This window comes from Blastopirellula sp. SH421 (assembly GCF_057808535.1).
In genome coordinates, this window is record NZ_CM173712.1 from 4,315,395 (window position 1) to 4,337,892 (window position 22,498).

Genomic DNA, 22,498 nt, shown 5'->3' on the forward strand with positions numbered 1-22,498 from the left:
GTCATTTATCCGACGCTGCCGCTTTGATTGTTTCTTCGACTTTGGATTCTTGTTTGGTCGGCGCTTCATTGGTCGCAGGAGCTTCGATAAGTTGGCGAATCTCCTCGGCCGGCACGACGATCGAGAGGCCAAGTCGCTGCCGGATCAGCCCTTCGCCGTAGACCAACTTGTAGCGTTCGTCCAAAAAGTGCTGAGCCCGGGTGAGCCCGATCACTTTGATCGCACCGTCGGAGGTCTCTAGATAAACGAGTCCGCCGCTGTCACCTTCAAACGTATTAAAGTCGACCAAAAACATCGGCTCTTTTTCACGCGTGACCGATGCAATGCAGCCCAGCCGCACCATGGGATAGCCGGCTTTGCTGGGATTAAACTGCGACGCATGCGGAAAGCCGACGCAGCGAACCATTTGTCCCGCTTCGATTGGCAACGCCTGCCAGTCACTCGCGGGCGAGAGCCACTCAAACGGAATCGCATCAACGGCTGGATCCAGCGCACCGGGCAATCGCATCACGGCGACGTCCAAATTGTCCGCTTCGGTCCAGAGCTTCTTCTCGCCGTCGCGGATTTTTAGTTGCAACGGCGCTCGCTCCCACAGATCTTTCTCTTTGTCGAACTTCCGCAGCGTCAACTCTGCATGCTCCCCGCTAATGGTGGCCAGCACATGCTTTGCCGTGACGAGCCAATACTGGGTCTGTGTCGCATCCATGGGATCAACACGTTGGACAACCCAACCGGTCGCATTTGACCCCTTGCCCCCCAAACGATATACCGACGAGGCGACCAACGTCTTGTCGCCTGGCTTCGCCTGCAGCTCGGATCCCAGCCACAGAGCGCCCAAACAGGCCGTTAAAAGAAGCAGCGGCAAACGATTCACAGGTGGATGCTCTGAAGAATTTTGACGAAAGAAGGTGCTCCTTCAACTTAGTCCAAAACTGAGGCGAGCAAAGCGGCGAAGTGAAGAAGTCGGGGAAGGTGACAAATTCTTCCCAAAAACCGGCTTGCAAAGTATACACGCGTTCACTACAAAAGAAGTTATTCCGCTCACGAGAAAGCTGTTATGGATGTCATCGGCCGAGGCACAGATTTTAATCCCACCAATCGTTTCGAGCGGTTGGCGGTCGAAGATGATTGGGAGCATCTGGAAACGGCGGACGTCGACACGGCGCCGCACAAGTTGGCGACCCAGTTTTTTGACGATCAATCACAATCGGTCGTCAGTGAAAACAACAGCCCCGATTTGCCGTTCCGCTTCAGTCTGAATCCGTATCGCGGCTGCGTCCATGGGTGCGCTTATTGCTATGCGCGCCCCTATCACGAGTTCCTCGGCTTTAGTGCTGGTCTCGATTTCGAGACCAAGATCATGGTCAAGCGCGATGCGGCGGCCCTGTTTCGCAAGTTTCTGGCGCAGCGCAGCTATCGTTGTGAGCTGATCGTCATGTCTGGCGTCACCGATTGTTATCAGCCGCCAGAGCGGCAGTTTCGCGTTACTCGCGCTTGCCTGGAAGTGGCCAATCAAGCCAACCAACCGATCGGCCTGATCACCAAAAATGCCCTGGTCACGCGAGACATCGACATCTTGGCCGACATGGCGGCCCGCAATTTGGTGCAGGTCAACATCAGCGTAACATCGCTAGATCAGACGCTGACCCGCAAGCTAGAGCCGCGGACCAGCAGCCCCACCGCCCGCCTGCGCGCGATCCGTGAGCTATCGGCCGCTGGCATTCCGGTGCATGTGCTGACAGCGCCGATCGTGCCGGGGCTGAACGACAGCGAGATCCCTAAGATTCTGGAAGCGGTTGCTGCCGCCGGCGCGGTGGGCGCTGGCTATACGATGCTCCGCTTGCCGCACGGCGTCAAAGAGATTTTTCTGCACTGGCTCGACCAGCATCTCCCTGAAGCGAAAGAACGCGTCGAGTCGCGGATTCGTGACGTTCGCAGCGGAGAGCTGACCAGCAATCAGTTTGGCGATCGCATGCGAGGAGCAGGGATCTTCGCCGATCAGATCCAGCAAACGTTTCGCCTTTTCAAGAAGCGTTATCAGTTGGATCGCAGCAATTTGAAGCTCGATACCACCCAGTTTCGCCGTCCCGATCCCAACGGCCGACAGCGGAGCTTGTTCTAGCAGCAAGTTGCCAGTCGACTGGCTTCGGGTCATAATACGGCCTACTGCCCTCCCCCATCGATGAACCCCCGCCCTGTGAATTTGGAGAAAACTGAATGCGTAAGATGATCTTCCCGGCGCTGCTGACCGCGCTGATGTTTGGCCTTACCGGCGTTGCATCGGCCGCAGATGGCTGGATCGAACCGTTTAACGGCAAAGACTTGACCGGCTGGACACAAAAGAACGGCACCGCCAGTTACGTGGTTGAAGAAGGCGGGATCATCCGCGGCAAGACCGAAGTTGGCAGCCCCAACTCGTTTCTCTGCACTGACAAAGATTACGGCGACTTCGAGATCGAATTTGACGTCAAATGCGATGACGGTTTGAACAGCGGCGTGCAGATTCGCTCGCAAACCGCCAAGGCCAAAGGGGACGAAAAGTTTGGTCGCGTCAACGGTCCGCAGGTTGAAATTGAAAAAAGTACCGGCGAAGCTGGCTACGTGTATGGCGAAGCGACCGGCCGCGGCTGGCTGACCCCTGAGTCTCGCTTGAAGCCGCACGACCACTTCAAGAATGGCGAGTGGAACCATTATCGCGTCGTCGCCAAGGGGCCGCGGATTCAGACCTTCATCAACGGTGAAGCGATCGAAGATCTGACCGACGCCGAAATCTACAAGACGCACCCGACCGGCTTTATCGGTTTGCAAGTCCACGGCATCGGCAAAGACCAAGGCCCTTACGAAGTTCGCTGGAAGAACATTCGTATCAAGCAGCTGTAGTCTGCTGATCGGAAAATGCAAAACAAGAGGGACGCCAAACCGCGTCCCTCTTGTTTTTTGCGCCGCTGCTTGGTGGGCGCCGATGAATCGAACCCGAACGCCGCAGCATTTCGGCTTATTGCTTTGGCATGATCCGCTTGGCGGCGGCTGAGAGGGGCGTGCCTGCGGTGTCGACTGCTTGATTGGCGTCTCGCATGGCTGTGGTTGAGATCGAGTTGACCAGCTTTACCAATTGATCGACGGCGACGGGATCTTCGACGAGTCGTTTAGACGCCAACAAAATTGCGTCATACGGCGGCAAGGCGCGTGCTGGATCGGCGATCTCGACCAAGCCGCCTGCGGCGATTCGCCCATCGGTTCGAAACGCGACCACCACATCGGCTTTGTCGTTGGCGATTGCGCCATACATCAACGTCGCATCCATCGACTGCTTCTTTTTGAAGTCAAACTGGTAGACGTCGCGCACGCGGGCCCATTCAGGACGCTCCCAAAATTCGATGTCGGTCACGGCGTTCAGGTGGTCTGCATGCTTGGCGAGATCGTCAAGCGTTTTGATCCCCAGTTCGGACGCTTTTTCCTGCTTCATCACAAAGACATAGTCGTTGCGAAACCCAAGCGTCCCGAGCGAATAGACCTGATGATCGGCTTTCAACTCTGTCGCCAAATCAATCAACATCTCTGGCGACGAAACAAACTCGTCTCGCCCCAACACATTGGCCCAGAGCGTGCCGCTGTAGTCGACGTAGCAGTCAATCTGCCCAGTCTCCAGTGCCCGAAAGATCACCGCCGAGCCGATCCCTTCTTTCAGTTCGACCTGGCGTCCAACTTGCGCAAGCTGCTCTTGAATCGCCAGGGCTAAGATTCGCTGCTCGGTAAAACCTTTGCCCCCGATGATATAAGTTCGATCGTCAAACTTGGAAGCCGCGGCAATGTCACGCGGCCCTTGCGACGCGTAGCTCTTCTGCCCCAGCGGCAACAGCGCAATCAAAAACGGACTGACCACGATCGCTACGATCCCCGCCGCCGCTCCCAGACCCAGCTTGCGACTGCGCGATTGCACTGCGATCTCTAGCATGCCGAGCAACGCATCAATCGACAGCGCCAAAGCGGCTGAAAAAAAGCAACCAACGCCCAACGCCACGGGATTGAGCGTTTGGAGACCGGCGAAAATGTAGTTGCCCAAACTAGTTGCTCCGACCGGCTGTGCGATGGTCGCTGCGCCAACCACCCAGACTGCGGCGGTGCGAATGCCGGCGACAATCGTGGGGGCGGCAAGTGGTAGTTCAACCATCCGCAAACGCTGGGAGTTGTTCATCCCCAGGCCTTGCGCCGCTTCTAAACAAGCCGGATCGACCGATTGAATGCCGGTGATCGTATTGCGCAGCATCGGCAACAAGCTATACAACACCAGCGCCACCAAGGCCGGAAACCAGCCAATCTTCCCCCAAGCAAACACCATCGCCGCCAACAGGGCCAGGCTCGGAATGGTTTGAATGATGCTGGCCGCGGTCAGTGCAATACGCTCGGCCTGCTTGCGACGCGAGCACCAGACTCCGAGCGGCAAACTAATCGCACCGCCGATCAGCAGCGCCATGAAAGAGAGAAAGATGTGCCCCATCAGACGCTGCGGCAGAAACTGGAGCTGTTCGAATATCTCGGACGTTGGCATGTCGATCTGGCTTTGCGTGAAGGAGGATCTAGTTGTTTTCCAAATCATGGATCAATCGCCCATGCCGACGAGGCGTCTCTAGCAACTGCGCGACATAGTCGTCGCCGGCGTCCAACAGCAAATCGCGCGGCGTACCAAACCGCAACAACTTGCCGTCTCGCATCACCGCGATTTTGTCGGCCAATAGCAGCGCCTCGGCCATGTCGTGCGTCACAATCACAGCGGTAAAACCCAGTTCCTGTTGCAACCGCATAAACTCGGATTGCAGACTATCGCGGGTCACCGGATCGAGGGCGCCAAACGGTTCGTCCAGCAGCATCACCTTGGGATCGACCGCAAGCGCTCGCGCAAACCCAACCCGCTGTCGCTGGCCACCAGAGAGTTGATGCGGATAGCGGTCGGCGAACTGCGCGGCCGGCAAGTCAACCATCTCCAGCAGGCTCGAACCTTTCTCGCAATACGCTTGCCGATTATGCCCCAACATCTTGGGTAAGATGCAGACGTTCTCAAGAATCGTCATGTGCGGAAACAGACCGATGCTTTGAAAGACATAGCCAATCCGCCGCCGCAACAGCACCGGATCTTGCTCGACCACATTTTCGCCATCGATTTCAATCCTGCCTGAGGTTGGTTCGATCAGGCGATTGATCATTTTGACGGTCGTGCTTTTGCCCGATCCAGAACCCCCGAGCAATGCCAGAACTTCGCCCGGCTCGATCTGCAGCGAAAGCTGTTGCACCGCGAACGACTTACCGCCGTCCCATGATTTGCAGACGTTATCTAAAGCGATCATGACGTAGTATCCCCCCAGTAAACGGTCGATGGCCCAACGTTACGCCGATTTTTGATCGGCGGAACTCGGCATGTCGTTGATCCAACTGCGCAGCGTGCGGTAGTCGGTTTTGCCGGTTCCCAACACAGGGATCTGATCGACCCGGCGGACTTCATCAAGTCGCATGATTCCCTGCATGCCGGCTTCGCGGATCAATGCATTCGCGTCACGCAGCGAAATCTCTTCACAAGTGAACAGCACAATCTTTCGTCCCCCGTCCAGTTCGATCCCTTCGACGGCGATCCGCGGTCCTGCTTCGCCGATCGGAAATGCTTTGGCGAGCGGTTCTTCAAGCGCTGGCAGCGAAACCATCTCGCCGCCGATTTTCAAAAATCGCTTCAGTCGACCGCGAAAGTGAAAGAAGCCGTCTGCGTCTTTCATCACCAGGTCGCCGGTGTTGTACCACGTGCCGCCGGCGACTTCGAGAAACGGTTGCGGGCCATCATGCTTGAAGTAGCCGCTAAAGATGCTCTCGCCGCGGACCAGCAGCAGTCCGGTCTCGCCATCGGCAAGCAACTGATGCGTTTCGGCATGGACGATCAACATCTCGACGCAGTCCAGAGGCTTGCCGATCGAACCGCGACGCGGCTCGGTGGGGCGACATCCAGATACCACCGGCGAGCATTCGGTGATGCCGTACCCTTCGACCAGCACCGCATCGGGCAGCGTCGCTTCAAACCGATCGTGCAGCGCGTCAGGGCATTTCTCGGCGCCAACCATCACCGTCCGTAGCGTCTGCAGATCTTCCGCCGTGCTGACGCCAAAGATGTACTGCAAAAAGGTAGGCGTCGCGAACATCAGCGTCGCGCCGTAGGTGCGAATGATGCGGGCCAAGCCCCGCGCGTCGGTCGGATCGGGATAGTGAACCACGCGGATCCCAGTCAACACCGGCATCAAAAAGGCGGCGGTCAAACCAAAGCTGTGGAACGGGGGCAAAAAGCCAAACAAAATATCGCTTTGACCAAACTGAATCAGATTGACGCCGGCATTGATATCAGCGATCAAGTTGCGATGCGACAGCGGAACCGCCTTGGGCAGCGCCTCGGACCCTGACGTAAACAAGATGGCCGCCGGTGCATCGCGGTCTATTTTTGGCAGACTACGGACAAACGATCTGGGTGCGATGTAGGTCGCCGCATAGGTCGAGAGCTGCTCCCATTTGCCGATTCCGCCGCGCATCTCTTCGAGACTGACAATGTTGGCGCCGGGGACTTCGATGCCGAGTCGATCGAGAAATCGCTGTGAGGTCAGCACATTTTTGACTTCCAACTTCTCCACCGCGTGCCGCAGGCCTGCGTCGCCGGTGGTCCAGTTCAACATGACCGGCAACTTGCCTGCCAATTGAATCGCCAGAAACACCGTATCAGCCGCGACCGACGCCGGCAGCAAAATGCCGATGGCGTCCCCTTCTAACTGGGCGATCCGTTTTGAAAGGAGCGTCGCGCCGGTCAGCAACTTGCGATAGGTCAGCACGCCAGAGAGTTGATCGGCGACGGCGGCCGCGTCGGGGCGTTCTAGTGCTCGCAGCACAAACGCTTCGGCCAACGTTTCGGCCAGCGCTCGGGGGACGGTTCCGTCATTTTTCGGCGGCTTGCTCCAAACCTCAGGGACCACCGCTTCATCACTCTCGTCGGACGCTAGTTGCCCTTCGGCCAACAGCCACATTTCGCCGATCGTGGTTGGAACGTGATTGCTGCGAAAGCCGAACTCACGCTCCATTTCGAGCGCCATATCCATCCGCTCGAGACTATCAAGCCCCAGCGCGTCTAAGGTGGTCGCCGGACCTGTCTCCGACGGGTCCAAGGGACGACCTAGATGTTCGACCAGCATCTCGGCGATCGCCTGTTTGGTGGCAGGCTGCACCGCATCGGCGTCGACCGTGAATTCGCGTTGGACGCCGTCAAAGTCAAACTCACGCGGGCCAAACCACGGATTGTACGGAACAAACGTGGGCTCTTCGCCGCCGTGTGCGTTGTACCAAGCTTCGAGATAGCGATTGAGCGATTCTTTGCTCTCCAGCGGCAGTTGGCTGCGATCCACCGCTTGAGCGGTGATCGAAACCTTTCGCTTGGGCACAAAAAATAACAAGCTCGAAAGTAAACTCCACAGCGCCATGCGCGCTGCGCCCGAGAGATCCGGCACGCCGCCGGTTTGGGCGCAGCCAAAGCGGCTACCCCACATCCCGTCGGTCCGTACCAAAATCACTTGCAAGTCAGGGCACCGCTTCAGCAGCTCGTACGCCATGCGTGCGCCGCCGATCATTTCGGTTCCTTGACGTTTCAACCGGCCCGAGGGATAGATCAAAAAGTCGTTGCCTGCTTCCACACCGGCGACTACCCGATCAATCATTTCGGTCGTCTGGCGATGCGCGTCGCGGCTATGGCTTTTCAGATTGGGGACTTCAAACGCGTTGCTCGCCAGGCAAAAGGGATGAAAAATCCAACTGCGGTAGGTATCGGTAAAGACCAGCGGTCGCAGCGAACGCCCAAACCGCAGATGGCTCAAGACCAGCGGCGGATCGACATAGGCGGGATGATTGGGGAGGACCAAGACAGGGCCTTGGACATCGCGCAATTCTTGCAAGCCGTGCAGTTCGACCCGATAGCGAAACCGCAGCAAAAACCGCAACATCGCCCACATGATTTTTTGCAATAGACCGTTCATCGGTCGATGATTCCTCGTAAGTAGCTTCGTGACCACCGCTTACTTAGGCGTAAACGACCAGGGCTAGGGCTAAGAAAAATGGCAAAAAATCGCGTAAGCTCCCAAGCTGCCACCACGTTTATAACCCGAGCCGCGCACGAGAATCCAGGCGAATGCCCCTCAATTACGTCCGCAACTACTGACTTTCGGACCGAATCTGGACCAACATCTTTTCCACGCGTGGGATCTGGGCGCGAATATGTTTGGATAGCATGTCTTCCGCTTTTTTCCAATTTCGCGCCAATAACGAGCGCAGGATCACGCAATGCTGCTCGGCCATCTCGGTGACGGCCGACGTCTCGGTTGTCGCCAGGTCAAAGATCGCAGCGTGAAACACCCCGTGTCGATCAAAGAAGTCCCGGATATATAGATTTCCAGAAAGATCAATCCAATAACGATGCAGGCGGTTGTCGATCTGCGGCGTTCCATCGGCCAGCGGCTGATTACCGGCTAGCATTTCGGTGAGCAGCTCGGTATCCAATTGGTCTCGAACTGACCGCAAGGCCATCAGTTCCAGCATCTCGCGGACTTCGGAGTAATACTCCAAATCTTTGGTCAAAAACGCTCGGCTGCGCCAGCCTCGACGTTGGACATGCTGTACAAAGCCCTGCCCAGCTAGTTTCCCCAGCCAATGCCGCAAGACGGTTCGGCTGATTGCAAAATGCTCGGCAGTCGCTTCCTCGCGCAAAAATGACTCATCCCCCGCGAGACTCCGGCGAATGATGAACTCGCGAATCCGCACCTCCAGCGACGCTTCGGTAGCGTTTGCTCGTTTTGGGCGAGGCTTCGGACGGCGTACAGGATTGGGGGTCAGCCGCCCTGTCGCGTCCCGAATCAGCAAGCCCTCTGCGACCAACTGCTCAAATGCAGCCCGCACCGGAGAGGCGCTAACTTCAAAGGCCCGGGCGACATTCGCGATCGAAAGTGGTTCAGGCAACGATTCGTGAGCGTTGATGCGGTCCGAAAGCTCTTCCGCGATTCGATCAGACAACGACACAGGCAAAATCCTAGAGGGGTAAGGAGTTCCAATGGGTGGAACTTAAGATTTTAAGCAATTTAATTGACGAAGCGAACCAGATTGCGTAACATGTCTTTGTACACAAAAGACATCCTTGTTCGTCCGAAGGACAGACCGAATGAAAGTCGATTGGAGCGGAGTATTTCCGGCAGCGACAACCCAGTTCAACGCTGATTTCTCTTTGAACATTCCCGCGACATTGCGGCATCTCGACTCGATGATCGATGCCGGCGTGCATGGAATGATCGTGTTGGGGACCGTCGGCGAGAACTGCTCGCTTGATTACGAGGAAAAACTGGAAGTCCTCCGCGCCGTCGTCGCGCATATCAATGGTCGGGTTCCGGTTTTGACCGGAGTCGCCGAGTATACCACGCAAACGGCCTGCCGATTTGCGGCCGATGCAGCTCGGATTGGGGTCGATGGGCTGATGGTGTTGCCGGCGATGGTCTATCGCTCAGACAGTCGCGAAACGGCCGCCCATTTCCGTTCGGTCGCCGCGGCGTCGGACTTGCCGATCATGATCTACAACAACCCGATCGCCTACAAAGTTGATATCACTCCTGAGGAATTTGCCGAACTGGCCGATGAGCCAAAGTTTGTCGCGATCAAAGAGTCGACCGAAGATACCCGCCGCATCACCGACCTCCGTAACGTCTGCGGCGATCGGTACCTGTTGTTCTGCGGCGTCGATGACGTCGTGCTCGAAAGCATGGTGCTGGGGATCGACGGTTGGGTTTCGGGGCTGGTCAACGCATTTCCGGCCGAGAATCGCTTGCTGTGGGATCTGGCGGGCGAAGGCCGCTACGCCGAAGCGGTCGAAGTCTACCGCTGGTACACTCCCCTGCTCCACCTAGATACCGACATGAAGCTGGTGCAGTACATCAAACTGGCGGTCGCCGAATGCGGCTATGGGACAGAGACCACGCGTCCGCCGCGGCTCGCTTTGATCGGCCCAGAACGGGACAAGGTTCTCGGCATCATCCGTAAGGCGATCAACACGCGACCGGTACTAACCGCCTAAGAGGGGATCCTGTGGCCAAGCTTCCCCAATCGGTAACAACGCTCTCGGTGGTCGATTCACACACCGGGGGCGAGCCGACTCGCGTTATTGAGATCGAGCTGGACTTAGGAACTGGCCCGCTGTCACAGCGGCGAATCCTCTTCAAAAAAAAGTTCGACTGGATTCGCACTGCAACCTGTACCGAACCGCGCGCCTCCGAGGCGATGGTTGGCGCTATCTTCACGCCGCCGGTCAATCCCCGCGCCACCGCCGGGGTCATCTTCTTTAACAACGTGGATGTCCTCGGCATGTGCGGGCACGGCACGATCGGCGTGATCGCGACGCTGGCCCACCAAGGCCGCATTCGGCCTGGGAAGCATCTGATCGAAACCCCGGTTGGCGACATCCTGGCAACGCTGCATGACAACGGAGAAGTCAGCGTCCGCAATGTCCCCAGCTACCGTCATCAAGCCGACCTACAACTGGATGTGGCCGGGTACGGCAGCGTTATCGGCGACGTCGCCTATGGAGGCAACTGGTTCTTTCTGGTCAAATCGCCGGCAATGGAGCTGAACTACGCGGACCGGGACGAGCTACTTTGGTTTACCAAAGCGATTCGCAAAACGCTGGACAAGCAAAAGATCACCGGCGCAAACCAAGGGCGGATCGATCACATCGAACTGTATGGTCACCCCAGCAGCGAAGCGGTCGCCGACTCGCGCAATTTTGTGCTTTGCCCTGGGGGCGAATATGATCGCTCGCCATGTGGCACCGGCACCTCGGCCAAGGTCGCCGTGCTCGCCGCCGAAGGCAAATTGGCGCCGGGACAACTCTGGCGTCAACAATCAATCACTGGCAGCATTTTCCAAGCCAGCTATGATTTAATCGATGGCCAGATCGTACCGACCATTCGGGGATCCGCTTTTGTCACGGCCGTCTCTCAGTTGATCATTGACCCAGCCGATCGCTTTGCGCTGGGCATTCAAACCCGCTAAATCCGTCAGCAAGAAACAGACCAACCGTGAGCAATCGACGAACCATCGTCATCGGTGGAGGCGTCGTCGGCGCCGCCTCGGCCTACTATCTGGCCAAATCGGGGCGCAGCGTCGTCCTGATCGACAAAGCAAAATTTGGCGCCGCCTGTTCGCACGCCAACTGCGGCTACGTCTCCCCAAGTCACGTCTTGCCGCTGGCGCAGCCCGGCGTTTTGATGCCGTCGCTGCTGTCGATGCTGAAATCAAATTCCCCCTTCTCGATTCGGTTCCGCTGCTCGCCGGCGTTGTGGAGTTGGCTGACTCGATTTGCACTGCGCTGCCGTCGTGGTCCGATGCTGCAATCGGCCGCCGGCATTCATGCTTTGCTGCAATCCTCGCGACAGCTCTATAGCCAAATCCTTGCCGACGAGCAGATGGAGTGCGAGTTTGAAGAGCGAGGGCTGCTGTTCGTCTACAAAGATCAGCACGAGTATGAAGATTTTGAGCATGTCAACGAGCTCGTCTCGCGTGAGTTCAACGTGGTGGCCGCACCTTATGCCGGCGCAGCGCTAAACGAGCTAGAGCCGGCGCTCAAACCGGGCTTGGCTGGCGGTTGGCTCTTTAGCGGCGATGCCCATCTGCGCCCAGATCGCCTGATGACGGCGTGGCGCAAAGTGCTGGAGCGGCTGGGGGTCGAGATCCGCGAAAACTGTGAGTTCCAACAGTTTGTTCGCAGCGATCGATCGGCGACCGCGGCCCAAACTTCGACCGGCACGATCGACGCCGAAGATTTTCTGATCGCGGCAGGAGCCTGGACTCCCTTTTTGAATCAGCAAATCGGCTGCAAAATCCCGATTCAGCCTGGCAAAGGCTACTCAATCACAATGCCGCGTCCGGCGATCTGCCCCAAGTATCCGATGCTGCTAGAGCAACACCGGGTCGGCGTCACCCCGTGGGAAAGCGGCTATCGTTTGGGATCGACCATGGAATTTGCAGGCTACGATTCGTCGATCAACGAAAAGCGACTTTCGCTGCTCAAACAGGGCGCCGAACACTATCTAAAAAATCCGCACGTCGAGCCGATCGTCGAAAAATGGTACGGCTGGCGACCGATGACCCCTGACAGCACGCCGTATATCGATCGCTCACCGCGACTAGGCAATGTTTACGTCGCCGCCGGCCACAACATGCTAGGACTGTCAATGTCCCCCGGCACCGGCAAACTAATCGCCGAGATAATGAACCACCAAGCGCCGCATCTAGACGCGCAGCGCTACGCATTGTCACGCTAAGCGTCAATCCAAGTAGGGTCCGCACAGTGTACAGACCTGACACATTGGTAACACCCGTGCAGACCATCGAAGCGGCGAAAATCCGACGTGTCAGTACGAGCACGATCGAACCTGCGTGTCCAAAATCTGTGTGACACCCAGAGGCACACGGCGGATAGCCCTGCTGAAAAGATTCTCAACTCGATTTAGCAATTCCCCCACCTATCCGGAGTCTTGTTTGACCACATCGTTGTCATCGACGAAACTCAAGACTCCCCACTCATCGTTTCCCCCGGTTCTTGAGTCTGTAATTCATGACATCCCATGCACGCTTGTCACTGATCCTGCCGGTGCTGCTATGTTTGCTTGCATCCAGCACGTTAGCCGCTGACAAGCAACCGCCCAACATCGTGATCTTTCTGTCGGACGATCACACGATGACCGATTCGTCGGTGTATGGTGCGACCGACATAAACACCCCCAACATGCAGCGTTTGGCAGATGCCGGCATGACGTTTGACCAGGCGTTTGTCGCTTCCCCCTCTTGCGCACCAAGTCGCGCCGCTTTACTGACAGGCTTGATGCCGGCGCGCAACGGCGCCGAGCGGAATCATGCGCGACCACAACAAGAGATCAAAAAGCTGCCTGCCTACCTGCAAGAGCTAGGATACGAAGTGGTCTCGTTTGGCAAAGTCGGACACTACGCCCAAACGCCCAGCTATGGTTTTGACCTAGCGCGGCACTTTGGCTATCACGAAGATGTCGCCGTCGGCGAAGCGATCAAGTGGTTACAAGCCCGCGAAAGCGACAAGCCGCTCTGTTTGTTTGTTGGCACCAATTGGCCGCACGTGCCGTGGCCTAAACCGACGACCATCGATCGCGATTCGATCCAGATCCCGCTCCAACATGTTCATACGCCGGAGACCCGCGACGCGCGAGCGAAATACTATCAAGCAATTCGCACGATGGATGACGAACTAGGGCAAGTCTATGACGCAGCTTATGCAAAGCTGGGCGACAACACCCTCTTTATTCATACCAGTGATCACGGCGCCCAGTGGCCCTTTGGCAAGTGGAACCTGTACGACGACGGCATTCGCACGCCGCTCATGGTGGTTTGGCCTGGAGAAGTTACGGCGAAGCAGCGTACCAGTGCGATGGTTTCGTGGGTCGACCTGCTGCCAACGTTGGTGGAAGCTGCCGGCGGCAAGCCAGACGAAAAGTTGGATGGCCGCTCGATCTTACCACTGCTGCAAGGGAAAACCGCAAAGCATCGTGAGGAGATCTTCACCACCCATAGCGGCGATGGCAACTTCAACGTATATCCAACGCGCAGCGTACGAACTGCACGGTTTAAATACATTCGCAACCTTCACCCAGAGTTTCTGTATGAGTCGCATGTCACCAAGGTCGAAAAAGATGGCGGCTATTGGGAAAGTTGGGTCGAAAAAGCGAAAACCAGTGCTGAAGCGGCTCGCAAAGTAAAACGCTACCAACAGCGGCCGACCGAAGAGCTATATGACTTGGCCGCCGATCCCTGGGAGCAAACCAATCTGGCTGCCGATCCGGCGCATGCGGCGACCTTGCAGCAGTTGCAACAGAAGCTGGATACTTGGCTGAGCGTGCAGCAGGACCAGCAGATTGTGTATGGCATGCCAACACTTCTCTCCGCTTCGAATCGGCGGCTGAACATCATCACGCTTTTTATTGATGATATGGGGTGGGCCGATCTCTCTTGCTTTGGCGGCCAAGATGTAGAGACGACCAACATCGACCGCTTGGCGAGCGAAGGGTTGAAGTTCACCAATTTTTACGTCAACTCGCCGATCTGCTCTCCTTCGCGCACGGCGCTGACCACTGGACACTATCCGGCCCGGCATCGGATCACGTCGTTTCTGTCCGATCGCCAAATGAACGAGCGACGCGGGATGGCGCAGTGGTTGGATGTGCAAGCGGCGACGTTGCCGCGGATGCTTGCGAAGCGGGGATACGCCGCGGGGCATTTCGGCAAATGGCACATGGGCGGACAGCGCGATGTGGGCGAAGCGCCGCTGATTACCGAGTATGGATTTGACGCGTCGCTGACCAATTTTGAAGGGCTTGGTCCTCGCGTGCTGCCTCTTTGCGACGCGTTGGATGGCAAACCGCCGAAACGTCACGACCTGGGGAGCGCCAAGTTAGGGCACGGCCCCATTGAGTGGGAAGATCGTTCGCAAATCACTGCGCGCTTTGTCGCCGAGGCGTTGCAGTTTATCGACACCTCAGTCGCCGCCGATCAACCGTTCTACATCAACGTTTGGCCGGATGACGTTCACTCTCCGTTTTTTCCGCCGGCAGCGCTACGCGGCGATCAAGCCAAACGCACGCTGTATCTGGGCGTGCTCAAGACAATGGACCAGCAACTGGGGCTGTTGATCGACCGCATTCGCAACGATCCCCAACTGCGTGACAACACGCTGATCTTGCTGGCCAGTGACAATGGTCACGAGCCCGGCGCCGGCAGCGGCGGACCATTACGCGGCGCCAAAGGGGATCTGTACGAAGGAGGCGTTCGCAGCCCTTTGATCGTATGGGGGCCCGGTTGGATCGATCCGTCTGCCGTTGGCAAGACCAATCAGACGACCGTCGTCTCCAGCGTCGACTTGGTCGCGTCGCTGATTGCGTTGACCGGGGCCGAGACGCCTGTTGGATATCACGGAGATGGCGAAAACCTCTCGGCGGCGCTGCTGGGCAAAACCGAGGCTCCGCGCAGCGGCCCACTCTTTTGGCGCCGGCCCCCCGATCGCCCCGGCCCACGCAAAAATCGTAATCCAGACTTGGCGATCCGCAGCGGCGACTGGAAATTGCTCTGCAACCTCGATGGCAGCGGCGTTCAGCTGTACGATTTGACCCAGGATCTGGGCGAGACCAATAACCTGGCGAAACAGCATCCCCAGATCAGCAATCGCTTGAAACAGACGGTGCTGGAATGGAACAACACACTGCCGGTCGATGGCGTCACTGCGCAGAACTCGGCGGCGACGGAGCCTCGTTCTCCGAGTCTCCCGTAAAATAAATGGGTTCTGCGGTCGAAGCGTAGTTGCTCTCCGCATAGAATTACAACTTCGCATTCGCCTGATGCTTTGGAGTAAGCAGTTGTTTGTGGGGCGAGGGCAGGTTGAAGAAATTGTGGACGACCGATGCTGACATCTTCGCTAGGAAAAGCGTTTCACGTGCTAGAGGTCTTGGCCTCTGCGGAAGGCGAAATGCCGCTGGCCGAAATCGTCAGTGAACTCGGCTTTCACAAGCCGACCGTGCATCGACTGCTGCAGGACCTAGTCAAGCTTGGCTATGTGGCCCGTATCGAGAAGGGAAAGTATCAACTGACCGGCAAGCTGCGGCGGTTGACCTTGGGCAAACTAGACGATCACTTGCTGGAAGCGGCCGATCCCTTTTTGCGAGAGTTGCATGAGCTGACCGGTGAGACGGTTAATTTGGGAACGCTGCGCGGCACCGCGATTCGCTATCTGCAGATCTTAGAAAGCCGTCATCCGTTTCGTCTGGTGGTGGAAGCCAACAGCAAAGACCCGTTCTATTCGACAGCGCTAGGGCGAGCATTGACAGCGGATTTGAACGAAGCCGATTGGGACGATCTGATCGCGCATGTCAAGCTGGTCGCCCGTACTCCGCAGACCGTTATCAATCCTGACAAGCTGCGTGAGATCCATCTGCGCGTCCGCCAAGATGGCTATGCGATCGAACAAGATCAAAACGACATCGGAGTGACCTGCATCGGTGCGCCAATCCGAGACGGCAGCGACATTGTAGCCGCCGTCAGCGTCAGCATCCCGACCGCGCGCGTCGATAGCACGTCGCAACCGCAACTGATTACCGCGGTTAAGCAAACCGCGGCCCATATCACGGCGCGCCTTGCGCTGTAAGCGACGCGGCGGTCAGCTGGGAAGAATCGCGAAGCTTTGCCTAGCGGTGCTGATTCGTTCAAGACTCACAATCGCGATAACCGATGCGAGCATAGAGTCTATTTCTCTTTGCTCCGTGTGAGACGATCGGCGTGCCGCAGCTCTCCATCATCGCGAACTGCTTCGTTTGGCTGGCTGCATTACTTGCGCCAGCACAGCCGCTGCTCGCGCTGCGATGCGATTGCCACTGCCACGGTGATTCTCACATCGTCGAACAGTCCGCTGCTGGCCAACCTCGACACGACTGCTTACGGCACAACTCACAGCACTGCCGCGCTGCTGTGGATTGCGATGCTGGTGACTGTGACGCCCAATCGGTCGCGAACGATCGATCCCCTTGTCAGTGCGATCACCACTACCCGCCGCAGCGGTCTGGCTGTGAAGCCAACCAATTTCGCGTACCGATCGCTCTCCTGTGGGGTGACTGCGCCAGGTCGGCGTGTCCGACTCTTCTGACGCGGCAGGCCGCGGACGCCGCTGCAAGGGATCGACAAACCGCTACCGCGCAGCAAACCTGCGCCGTGCTCTGTCGTTTTCTGACGTAACGCGATTCGCCACGCGCCAGCCGCTAGCAGCCCATGGAAAGCCCCGTACAGCTTTCCCAGGCCGCACGAGCGGCGCGGCGCCTTCAAGGAATGGCGCACTTACGCGTCAACCAATCAACTGGCGTAATCGTCGCAACCGAAGAAATCACCACAACCCTTTCGTAACCGCTGGTGATGCTTGCGCGAACAGGAAACCGAGATTCATTTGAGATCCCCACGGATAGTACCATGAACAAGGCAAGCATCGCCTTTACGCTCGGCCTCGCAGCACTTACTGCCGGGTGTCGTACGACGGCGACCCGACACGAATCAACCACCATCGTCTCTACCGCCGCAGCGCCGGCGACGGTGATCGCGCAAGCAGAACAAGCGCTAGCGAACTCCAGCGATCTGCCATCGGCGGCGACCGCTTCTCCACAAGACTTGGCCGCGGCCCAATTGGTTACTTTCCAAGAGAATAGCGCGCCGCCAGAGTCGATCGCCGCGCCAACAACCTCGCGGGAAGGGGCCAGCGACTGGACGTTACCCGATCTAGAGCAGATGGCTCTGCAGAACAATCCCGCCATGGCCGAAGCGGTCGCCCGCGTCAACGCAGCTCACGGCAACTGGCTGCAAGTTGGCCTCGCGCCGAATCCGGTCCTAGGTTATTCGGGGCAACAACTTGGCAGCGGCGGGCTAGCGACGCAAACCGGCATGTATATCGGTCAAGAGTTTGTCACCGGCAATAAACTGAAGCTCAATCGCGAAGTCGCCGCGTGGGAGATTCAAAAAGCAGAACGCGATTTGGATTCGTTTCGCTTGCGGGTGCTGACCGATGTCCGGATTAGCTATTACGACGTGCTGATCGCCCAACGTCGGCGCGAGTTGGCTACCCAGCTCGTGCAAATCGCCGAACAAGGTCAGCAAAGCGCCGAAGCCCTGTTCAAAGGGCAAGAGGTTAGTCAGGCCGATCCGCTGCGAGCGCGGGTCGAAGCCGAAACCTCGCGAATCGTGCTGCAAAACTCCATCAATCAACATACCGAAGCCTGGCGCCGCTTGAGCGCCGTGCTAGGGATGCCAGAGTTCCAACTGCAACGGTTGAACGGAGCGCTCAAAGCGGAAGACGTGAGCTTGCAGTGGGACGAAACGCTGGCCAACCTGCTACGTGAAAGCCCAGAACTATCGGCGGCGCTCGCCAATGTCGAAGCGGCTCATTGGGCGGTGCAGCGTGCTTACGCTCAGGTCATCCCCAATATTGACGTGCAAGCGATCATTCAGGACGACCGCGGCATCCGTGGGACCGATGGCAACCTGCAGGTCACGCTGCCGCTACCACTTTGGAATCGCAACCAAGGGGGCATCCAACAAGCGCACGCCGAAGCAGCGGCCGCGACCCGGGCGGCGGACAAGCTTTCGATGGATCTGCAAGCTCGCTTGGCGATTGCCTTTCAGCGATACGAGAGCGCTCGCAATCAGGTCAACCAATACGCCCGCCCAGGCGGGATCTTAGAGAACGCGAATCGTTCGCTGGATTTGATCCGCACCGGCTACGAAGCGGACGAATTTAGCGTGCTCGACCTGCTAAGCGCCCAGCGGACTTACTTTCAAACCAACCTGGCCTATCTCGACTCGCAGCGCGAGTTGTGGATTTCGGCAGCTGAGATTCGCGGCCTGATGTTGCAGGGGAGCCTTAGTAAATAATGAGCGTTAAAACCTGGTCGAAGTGATCCCAGGATGTTTGTCGCTGCTGTGCAGATACATAAAAAAAGCGGGCGTGACCATTGGTTGATCACGCCCGCTGCCTGATGCAGATCAAACGAAATTAGTGATCGTGACCTTCGTGGTCATGATCGTGAGCCATCGCGCCGCGGTACTGCTTGCCGCTGATGGTGACCACCAATTGAGCGTCGGCGCCTTCGTGATCCAGGTCTTCCGCCAACTCGGCTTCGGTCGAAGCAAATTTTGACGACTTCCCTGCCGGATCCGTGGCCTCCGGCGCGGCGGCCAGTTTGAACTGTTCGCCCTGGCCGTCATGCTTCAGATTGATCGTCAGTTCTGTCGCATCAATCGGAGTCGCTTTCTCGGCGTGAGCATCCAGGATATAGATCGTCACCGTCGCAGCCTGCTCGTCATGAACCAGCTCGGCGTGATACTCTTCTTCCCCCAGTTCAATCAGGGATCCGCCGTGCGGGCCTTCGCTGGGATGGTCATGATCTGCGTGCTCATCCCCACCGGGCGCCGGTAAAGTTGAACTGGTGCATCCCAACGCAGCCAGCGACAATGGCACCGACAATGCCAGCAAGGTGGACGCGACAAACCGCGGCGCCTGACCGGCGAAAAATTGCATTATCTTCATCCAACGATTCTCCCAAAAAGTGGTAAAGCCAAAGCGATCGCTGCAAACGCAATCGCGTTAAAAATCGAACTTCTACAATGCTGAGGCCGCGTGCCGATGCGGCTCTTCCTCTTCTTCCACAAGCGCTACCTGCTGTGAGGATGACTCGACGACCGCTCGAGCTGCGTTGACGCCCAGCGTCCAAAACAGGGCCGGCCGCACCAGGAACTCCAGCGAAGTGCTGGTGATCAACCCGCCAATAATCACCGTCGCAACCGGGTACAAAATCTCTTTGCCTGGTTCGCCCGCCGCCATCGCCAGCGGCACTAGGCCAATCCCTGACGTAAGCGCCGTCATCAACACCGGCGCTAAGCGATCTTTACCAGCGCGAATGATCATCGCTTGCGACCAGCTCTCACCTTCGTACTTCACCAAGTGCAGGTAATGGTTAATTAGCAAGATCCCGTTGCGTGAAGCAATTCCGCACAGCGAGATAAAGCCGACCATGCTTGCCACGGTCAACGTTTGTCCCGTCAGATAGAGGGCCGCGACAGATCCGATAAACGCCATCGGCAATGCGATCATCACCTGCAGCGAAAGATTCACCGATTGGAACATTTTATAAAGCACTAAGAACATGCCGACCATTGAAATGGCGAACAAGACGGCAATCATGCGCGAGGCCGACTGCTGACTCTCGAATTGACCGCTATACTCAGTAAAATAGCCGGTCGGCAAACTGGCTTCGATCGGCTTTAAGCGCTGCTTGATATCTCCCACCACATCGACCAATCCACGTCCACTGACGTTGCACTGCACGACGATGCGGCGGCGAACTTGCTCGCGATTGATCGTATTGGGCCCGTCTGACTTGTAGATCCGCGCCACATCTTCTAGCTTGACGGATCCGCCCCCCGGCGTTTCTAAAACCAGCCGATTCATCGCGTAACGGTCTTCACGAAAAGGTTCATCCAGTTTGACCAACAGGTCAAAGGTGCGTTGCCCATCCAGCACCTGCGAGACCACTTCGCCTTGCATCGCGGTCTCGACAAACTCGTTGACATCCATCCGACGCAAACCATATTGCTCGAGCTTGTGCCCGTCCGCTTCGATGCGAAGTTGCGGGATGTTCACTTGCTGCTCGATTTGCAGATCGCGAACGCCCGGGACGGTGGCGATCGCCGCTTGCATGTTTTCGGCTTCGCGGCGCAAGACATCCAAATCGTCGCCATACAGTTTGATCGCAATTTGCGCCTTCACGCCGGACAACATGTGCGAGATCAAGTGGGCCAGCGGTTGTTCGACCGCCGTGACAATACCAGGCACATCGGCCAGCGCTTCGCTGATCTCCTCGATCACCTCTTCGCGTGAGCGCGTCGTATGAGGATCGATCGTCGCGACATATTCGCTGATGTTCACTCCCTCGGCATGCTCATCCAATTCGGCGCGTCCTGTCTTGCGTACAAATGCAGCGATGTCCTCAATTTTCTGCAACCGTTGCTCGACGCGTTCCGAGATTTCATTCGACTTGGCGAGGGACGTCCCCGGCGGCAGAACCACATTGATTTGCATGGCCCCTTCATTGAAGGGGGGCAAAAAGTCGCTCTCTAGTTGCAACATCCCCCACCCCGAAATGACGACCGCAAAGGTCGCTACCATCAAGATGGGCCACGCCATTCGAACGCTGAAACTCATCACGACGTCGGCGATTCGCTTTAATCCGCGGAGCAAAAAGCCATCTTTTTCGGCATGCGTAAATTTCTCATTCCCGAGCAGCCAGTAACTTAGCACCGGCGTCACCGTCAGCGAAACAAAGAGAGACGAGACCAACGAGACGATATAAGCGACCCCCAGCGGTGCGAACAAGCGGCCTTCCATCCCCGACAGCGCGAATAGCGGAACAAAGACCAGCACAACGATCAAAGTGCCGTAGACAATAGAGTTACGTATTTCGCAACTTGCTTGAAACACGACCAACAGCGGAGGTTTGGGATGCGCGCTATGCCGATTTTCTCGCAAGCGGCGAAAAATGTTCTCGACATCGACGATCGCATCATCGACCAGTTCGCCAATAGCGACCGCCAAGCCACCCAGCGTCATCGTATTGATAGACAACCCAAAGCCGGCGAACACCAGTGCTGTGATCACAATCGACAAGGGGATCGCGGTCAAGGTGATGAAGGTCGTCCGCAAGTTCATCAAAAATAGAAACAATATCACGACCACCAAAATGCCGCCGTCTCGCAGCGCTTCTACGACGTTTTGAATCGCTAAATCAATAAACGACTTTTGCTGATAAAGATCTGGCAACAGCCGCACATCTTTCGGTAAAGTTGGCTGCAGCTCCTTCAGCGCTTTGACTACCTGTTCGGTAACAATGCGCGTGTCAGCATCAGGTTGTTTTTGCACCGTTAACACAACCGCCGGTCCGCCATTGAATTTTCCTGCTGCATCGCGCTCAAACGCGGTGCTATCGCCCCGCTTGGTCTGCGCCCCTTCAATGATCCGCGCAACTTGCGATAGTCGAATGGATTGCCCGTCTTGATGCGCAATGACGATGCGTGATAGCTCGTCAACTGTCGTTACCCGTCCCAGCGAACGGACCAGTAACTCATTGGGTCCTTGATCATCCAGATAACCCCCGGCGGTATTTTGATTGCTTTCGCTCAATGCCAGCTTCACTTGATGCAGCGTGACGCCGTAGCGGAGCATATCGTTGGGGTTTACCAAAACTTGAAACTGCTTGCGTTCGCCCCCCATGACAACCACTTGCGAAACGCCGGGGATCGTGAGCAGTCGTTGACGGACGACCCAGTCGGCCAAAGTGCGCAGCTCCATCGGCGGCGTCACGCCTCCTTCGCTGTACATCCCCATGATCATGATTTGCCCCATGATCGAGGAGATCGGCATTAACTGCGGCTTGGCGGTGCGCGGCAACGTATCAGCCGCAAGCGCCAAGCGTTCGGCGACAATTTGGCGATCGTTGTAGATATCGGTTCCCCAGTCGAACTCGACATAAACCACCGAGAGGCCAACGCCTGACTGGGTGCGAACCGCTTGAACGCCAGTGGCTCCGTTCAAAACCGTTTCGAGCGGAAAGGTGATCAGCGTCTCGACTTCTTCCGGCGCCATCCCTGCCGCTTCGGTCATCACCACCACACGCGGGCGATTAAGATTCGGAAAGACGTCGATGGGCAAGTGAGCCGCTTGCCAACCGCCGTAGACCAGCAGGAACACGGCGAACGCGATCACCAACAGGCGATTCAAAAGCGCGAATCGGATTATGGAATTTAGCATGCGTCAATGGAAAGGGTGAATGGTCGTGGAAAGCAT

16 protein-coding genes are annotated in these 22,498 nt (G+C 57.2%); 8 read left to right on the forward strand and 8 right to left on the reverse strand.

Features of this window, described 5'->3' with window-relative positions:
- Position 1: 1 nt before the first annotated feature.
- Positions 2 to 874 carry a S1 family peptidase gene (locus tag SH421x_RS17485; protein WP_488850879.1) on the reverse strand — a complete coding sequence of 291 codons (873 nt, stop codon included), beginning with the start codon at positions 872 to 874 and terminating at the stop codon, positions 2 to 4.
- Between the two features lie 183 nt (positions 875 to 1,057).
- Between SH421x_RS17485 and SH421x_RS17490 the strand changes: the two genes are divergently transcribed.
- The gene (locus SH421x_RS17490; protein WP_488850880.1) at positions 1,058 to 2,122 is read left to right on the forward strand and encodes a PA0069 family radical SAM protein; all 1,065 of its coding nucleotides are present in this window, start codon (positions 1,058 to 1,060) and stop codon (positions 2,120 to 2,122) included.
- A gap of 95 nt (positions 2,123 to 2,217) precedes the next feature.
- The gene (locus SH421x_RS17495; RefSeq protein ID WP_488850881.1) at positions 2,218 to 2,880 is read left to right on the forward strand and encodes a 3-keto-disaccharide hydrolase; all 663 of its coding nucleotides are present in this window, start codon (positions 2,218 to 2,220) and stop codon (positions 2,878 to 2,880) included.
- Between the two features lie 115 nt (positions 2,881 to 2,995).
- Here SH421x_RS17495 and SH421x_RS17500 read toward each other — a convergent pair whose 3' ends face one another.
- The 4 genes from SH421x_RS17500 to SH421x_RS17515 form a co-directional block, all read right to left on the reverse strand.
- Positions 2,996 to 4,597 (reverse strand): ABC transporter permease/substrate-binding protein, encoded by a 1,602-nt coding sequence (locus tag SH421x_RS17500; RefSeq protein ID WP_488850883.1) that lies wholly within the window; start codon positions 4,595 to 4,597, stop codon positions 2,996 to 2,998.
- Positions 4,578 to 5,342, reverse strand: coding sequence for an ABC transporter ATP-binding protein (locus SH421x_RS17505; protein ID WP_488850885.1), 765 nt, complete (start codon positions 5,340 to 5,342; stop codon positions 4,578 to 4,580). Before SH421x_RS17505 ends, SH421x_RS17500 begins: the two co-directional genes overlap by 20 nt.
- Positions 5,343 to 5,381: 39 nt before the next feature.
- Positions 5,382 to 8,045 carry an AMP-binding protein gene (locus SH421x_RS17510; protein WP_488850887.1) on the reverse strand — a complete coding sequence of 888 codons (2,664 nt, stop codon included), beginning with the start codon at positions 8,043 to 8,045 and terminating at the stop codon, positions 5,382 to 5,384.
- Positions 8,046 to 8,220: 175 nt separating this feature from the next.
- A complete protein-coding gene (locus SH421x_RS17515) occupies positions 8,221 to 9,081 on the reverse strand; it encodes a GntR family transcriptional regulator (RefSeq protein WP_488850888.1) in 861 nt (286 codons plus the stop codon).
- A gap of 139 nt (positions 9,082 to 9,220) precedes the next feature.
- Here SH421x_RS17515 and SH421x_RS17520 point away from each other — a divergent pair, with 139 nt between their 5' ends.
- The 5 genes from SH421x_RS17520 (at position 9,221) to SH421x_RS17540 (ending at position 16,267) form a co-directional block, all read left to right on the forward strand.
- The gene (locus SH421x_RS17520) at positions 9,221 to 10,123 is read left to right on the forward strand and encodes a dihydrodipicolinate synthase family protein (protein WP_488850889.1); all 903 of its coding nucleotides are present in this window, start codon (positions 9,221 to 9,223) and stop codon (positions 10,121 to 10,123) included.
- Positions 10,124 to 10,134: 11 nt separating this feature from the next.
- A complete protein-coding gene (locus tag SH421x_RS17525) occupies positions 10,135 to 11,097 on the forward strand; it encodes a proline racemase family protein (protein WP_488850890.1) in 963 nt (320 codons plus the stop codon).
- 26 nt (positions 11,098 to 11,123) lie between these two features.
- Positions 11,124 to 12,368, forward strand: coding sequence for an NAD(P)/FAD-dependent oxidoreductase (locus SH421x_RS17530; protein WP_488850891.1), 1,245 nt, complete (start codon positions 11,124 to 11,126; stop codon positions 12,366 to 12,368).
- Positions 12,369 to 12,661: 293 nt separating this feature from the next.
- Complete coding sequence (locus SH421x_RS17535) at positions 12,662 to 15,397, forward strand: sulfatase-like hydrolase/transferase (RefSeq protein ID WP_488850893.1); 2,736 nt, start codon at positions 12,662 to 12,664, stop codon at positions 15,395 to 15,397.
- A 129-nt stretch (positions 15,398 to 15,526) separates the two neighbouring features.
- Positions 15,527 to 16,267, forward strand: coding sequence for an IclR family transcriptional regulator (locus SH421x_RS17540; RefSeq protein WP_488850894.1), 741 nt, complete (start codon positions 15,527 to 15,529; stop codon positions 16,265 to 16,267).
- A gap of 299 nt (positions 16,268 to 16,566) precedes the next feature.
- On the opposite strand, the gene SH421x_RS17545 is transcribed toward SH421x_RS17540, so the two are convergent.
- Complete coding sequence (locus tag SH421x_RS17545; protein WP_488850895.1) at positions 16,567 to 16,950, reverse strand: hypothetical protein; 384 nt, start codon at positions 16,948 to 16,950, stop codon at positions 16,567 to 16,569.
- A gap of 129 nt (positions 16,951 to 17,079) precedes the next feature.
- Here SH421x_RS17545 and SH421x_RS17550 point away from each other — a divergent pair, with 129 nt between their 5' ends.
- A complete protein-coding gene (locus SH421x_RS17550; protein WP_488850897.1) occupies positions 17,080 to 18,531 on the forward strand; it encodes a TolC family protein in 1,452 nt (483 codons plus the stop codon).
- Positions 18,532 to 18,652: 121 nt separating this feature from the next.
- On the opposite strand, the gene SH421x_RS17555 is transcribed toward SH421x_RS17550, so the two are convergent.
- Positions 18,653 to 19,186, reverse strand: a complete 534-nt coding sequence (locus SH421x_RS17555) for a hypothetical protein (RefSeq protein WP_488850899.1) — start codon at positions 19,184 to 19,186, stop codon at positions 18,653 to 18,655.
- Between the two features lie 72 nt (positions 19,187 to 19,258).
- Positions 19,259 to 22,462, reverse strand: coding sequence for an efflux RND transporter permease subunit (locus SH421x_RS17560; protein ID WP_488850900.1), 3,204 nt, complete (start codon positions 22,460 to 22,462; stop codon positions 19,259 to 19,261).
- Positions 22,463 to 22,498 lie beyond the last annotated feature (36 nt).

Bases quoted from the DNA above. Each gene is read 5' to 3' on its own strand.
- SH421x_RS17490 (WP_488850880.1), top strand. From the start codon at position 1,058: ATGGATGTCATCGGCCGAGGCACAGATTTTAATCCCACCAATCGTTTC.
- SH421x_RS17495 (WP_488850881.1), top strand. From the start codon at position 2,218: ATGCGTAAGATGATCTTCCCGGCGCTGCTGACCGCGCTGATGTTTGGC.
- SH421x_RS17500 (WP_488850883.1), bottom strand. From the start codon at position 4,597: ATGATTTGGAAAACAACTAGATCCTCCTTCACGCAAAGCCAGATCGAC.
- SH421x_RS17505 (WP_488850885.1), bottom strand. From the start codon at position 5,342: ATGATCGCTTTAGATAACGTCTGCAAATCATGGGACGGCGGTAAGTCG.
- SH421x_RS17510 (WP_488850887.1), bottom strand. From the start codon at position 8,045: ATGAACGGTCTATTGCAAAAAATCATGTGGGCGATGTTGCGGTTTTTG.
- SH421x_RS17520 (WP_488850889.1), top strand. From the start codon at position 9,221: ATGAAAGTCGATTGGAGCGGAGTATTTCCGGCAGCGACAACCCAGTTC.
- SH421x_RS17535 (WP_488850893.1), top strand. From the start codon at position 12,662: ATGACATCCCATGCACGCTTGTCACTGATCCTGCCGGTGCTGCTATGT.
- SH421x_RS17540 (WP_488850894.1), top strand. From the start codon at position 15,527: ATGCTGACATCTTCGCTAGGAAAAGCGTTTCACGTGCTAGAGGTCTTG.
- SH421x_RS17550 (WP_488850897.1), top strand. From the start codon at position 17,080: ATGAACAAGGCAAGCATCGCCTTTACGCTCGGCCTCGCAGCACTTACT.
- SH421x_RS17555 (WP_488850899.1), bottom strand. From the start codon at position 19,186: ATGAAGATAATGCAATTTTTCGCCGGTCAGGCGCCGCGGTTTGTCGCG.
- SH421x_RS17560 (WP_488850900.1), bottom strand. From the start codon at position 22,462: ATGCTAAATTCCATAATCCGATTCGCGCTTTTGAATCGCCTGTTGGTG.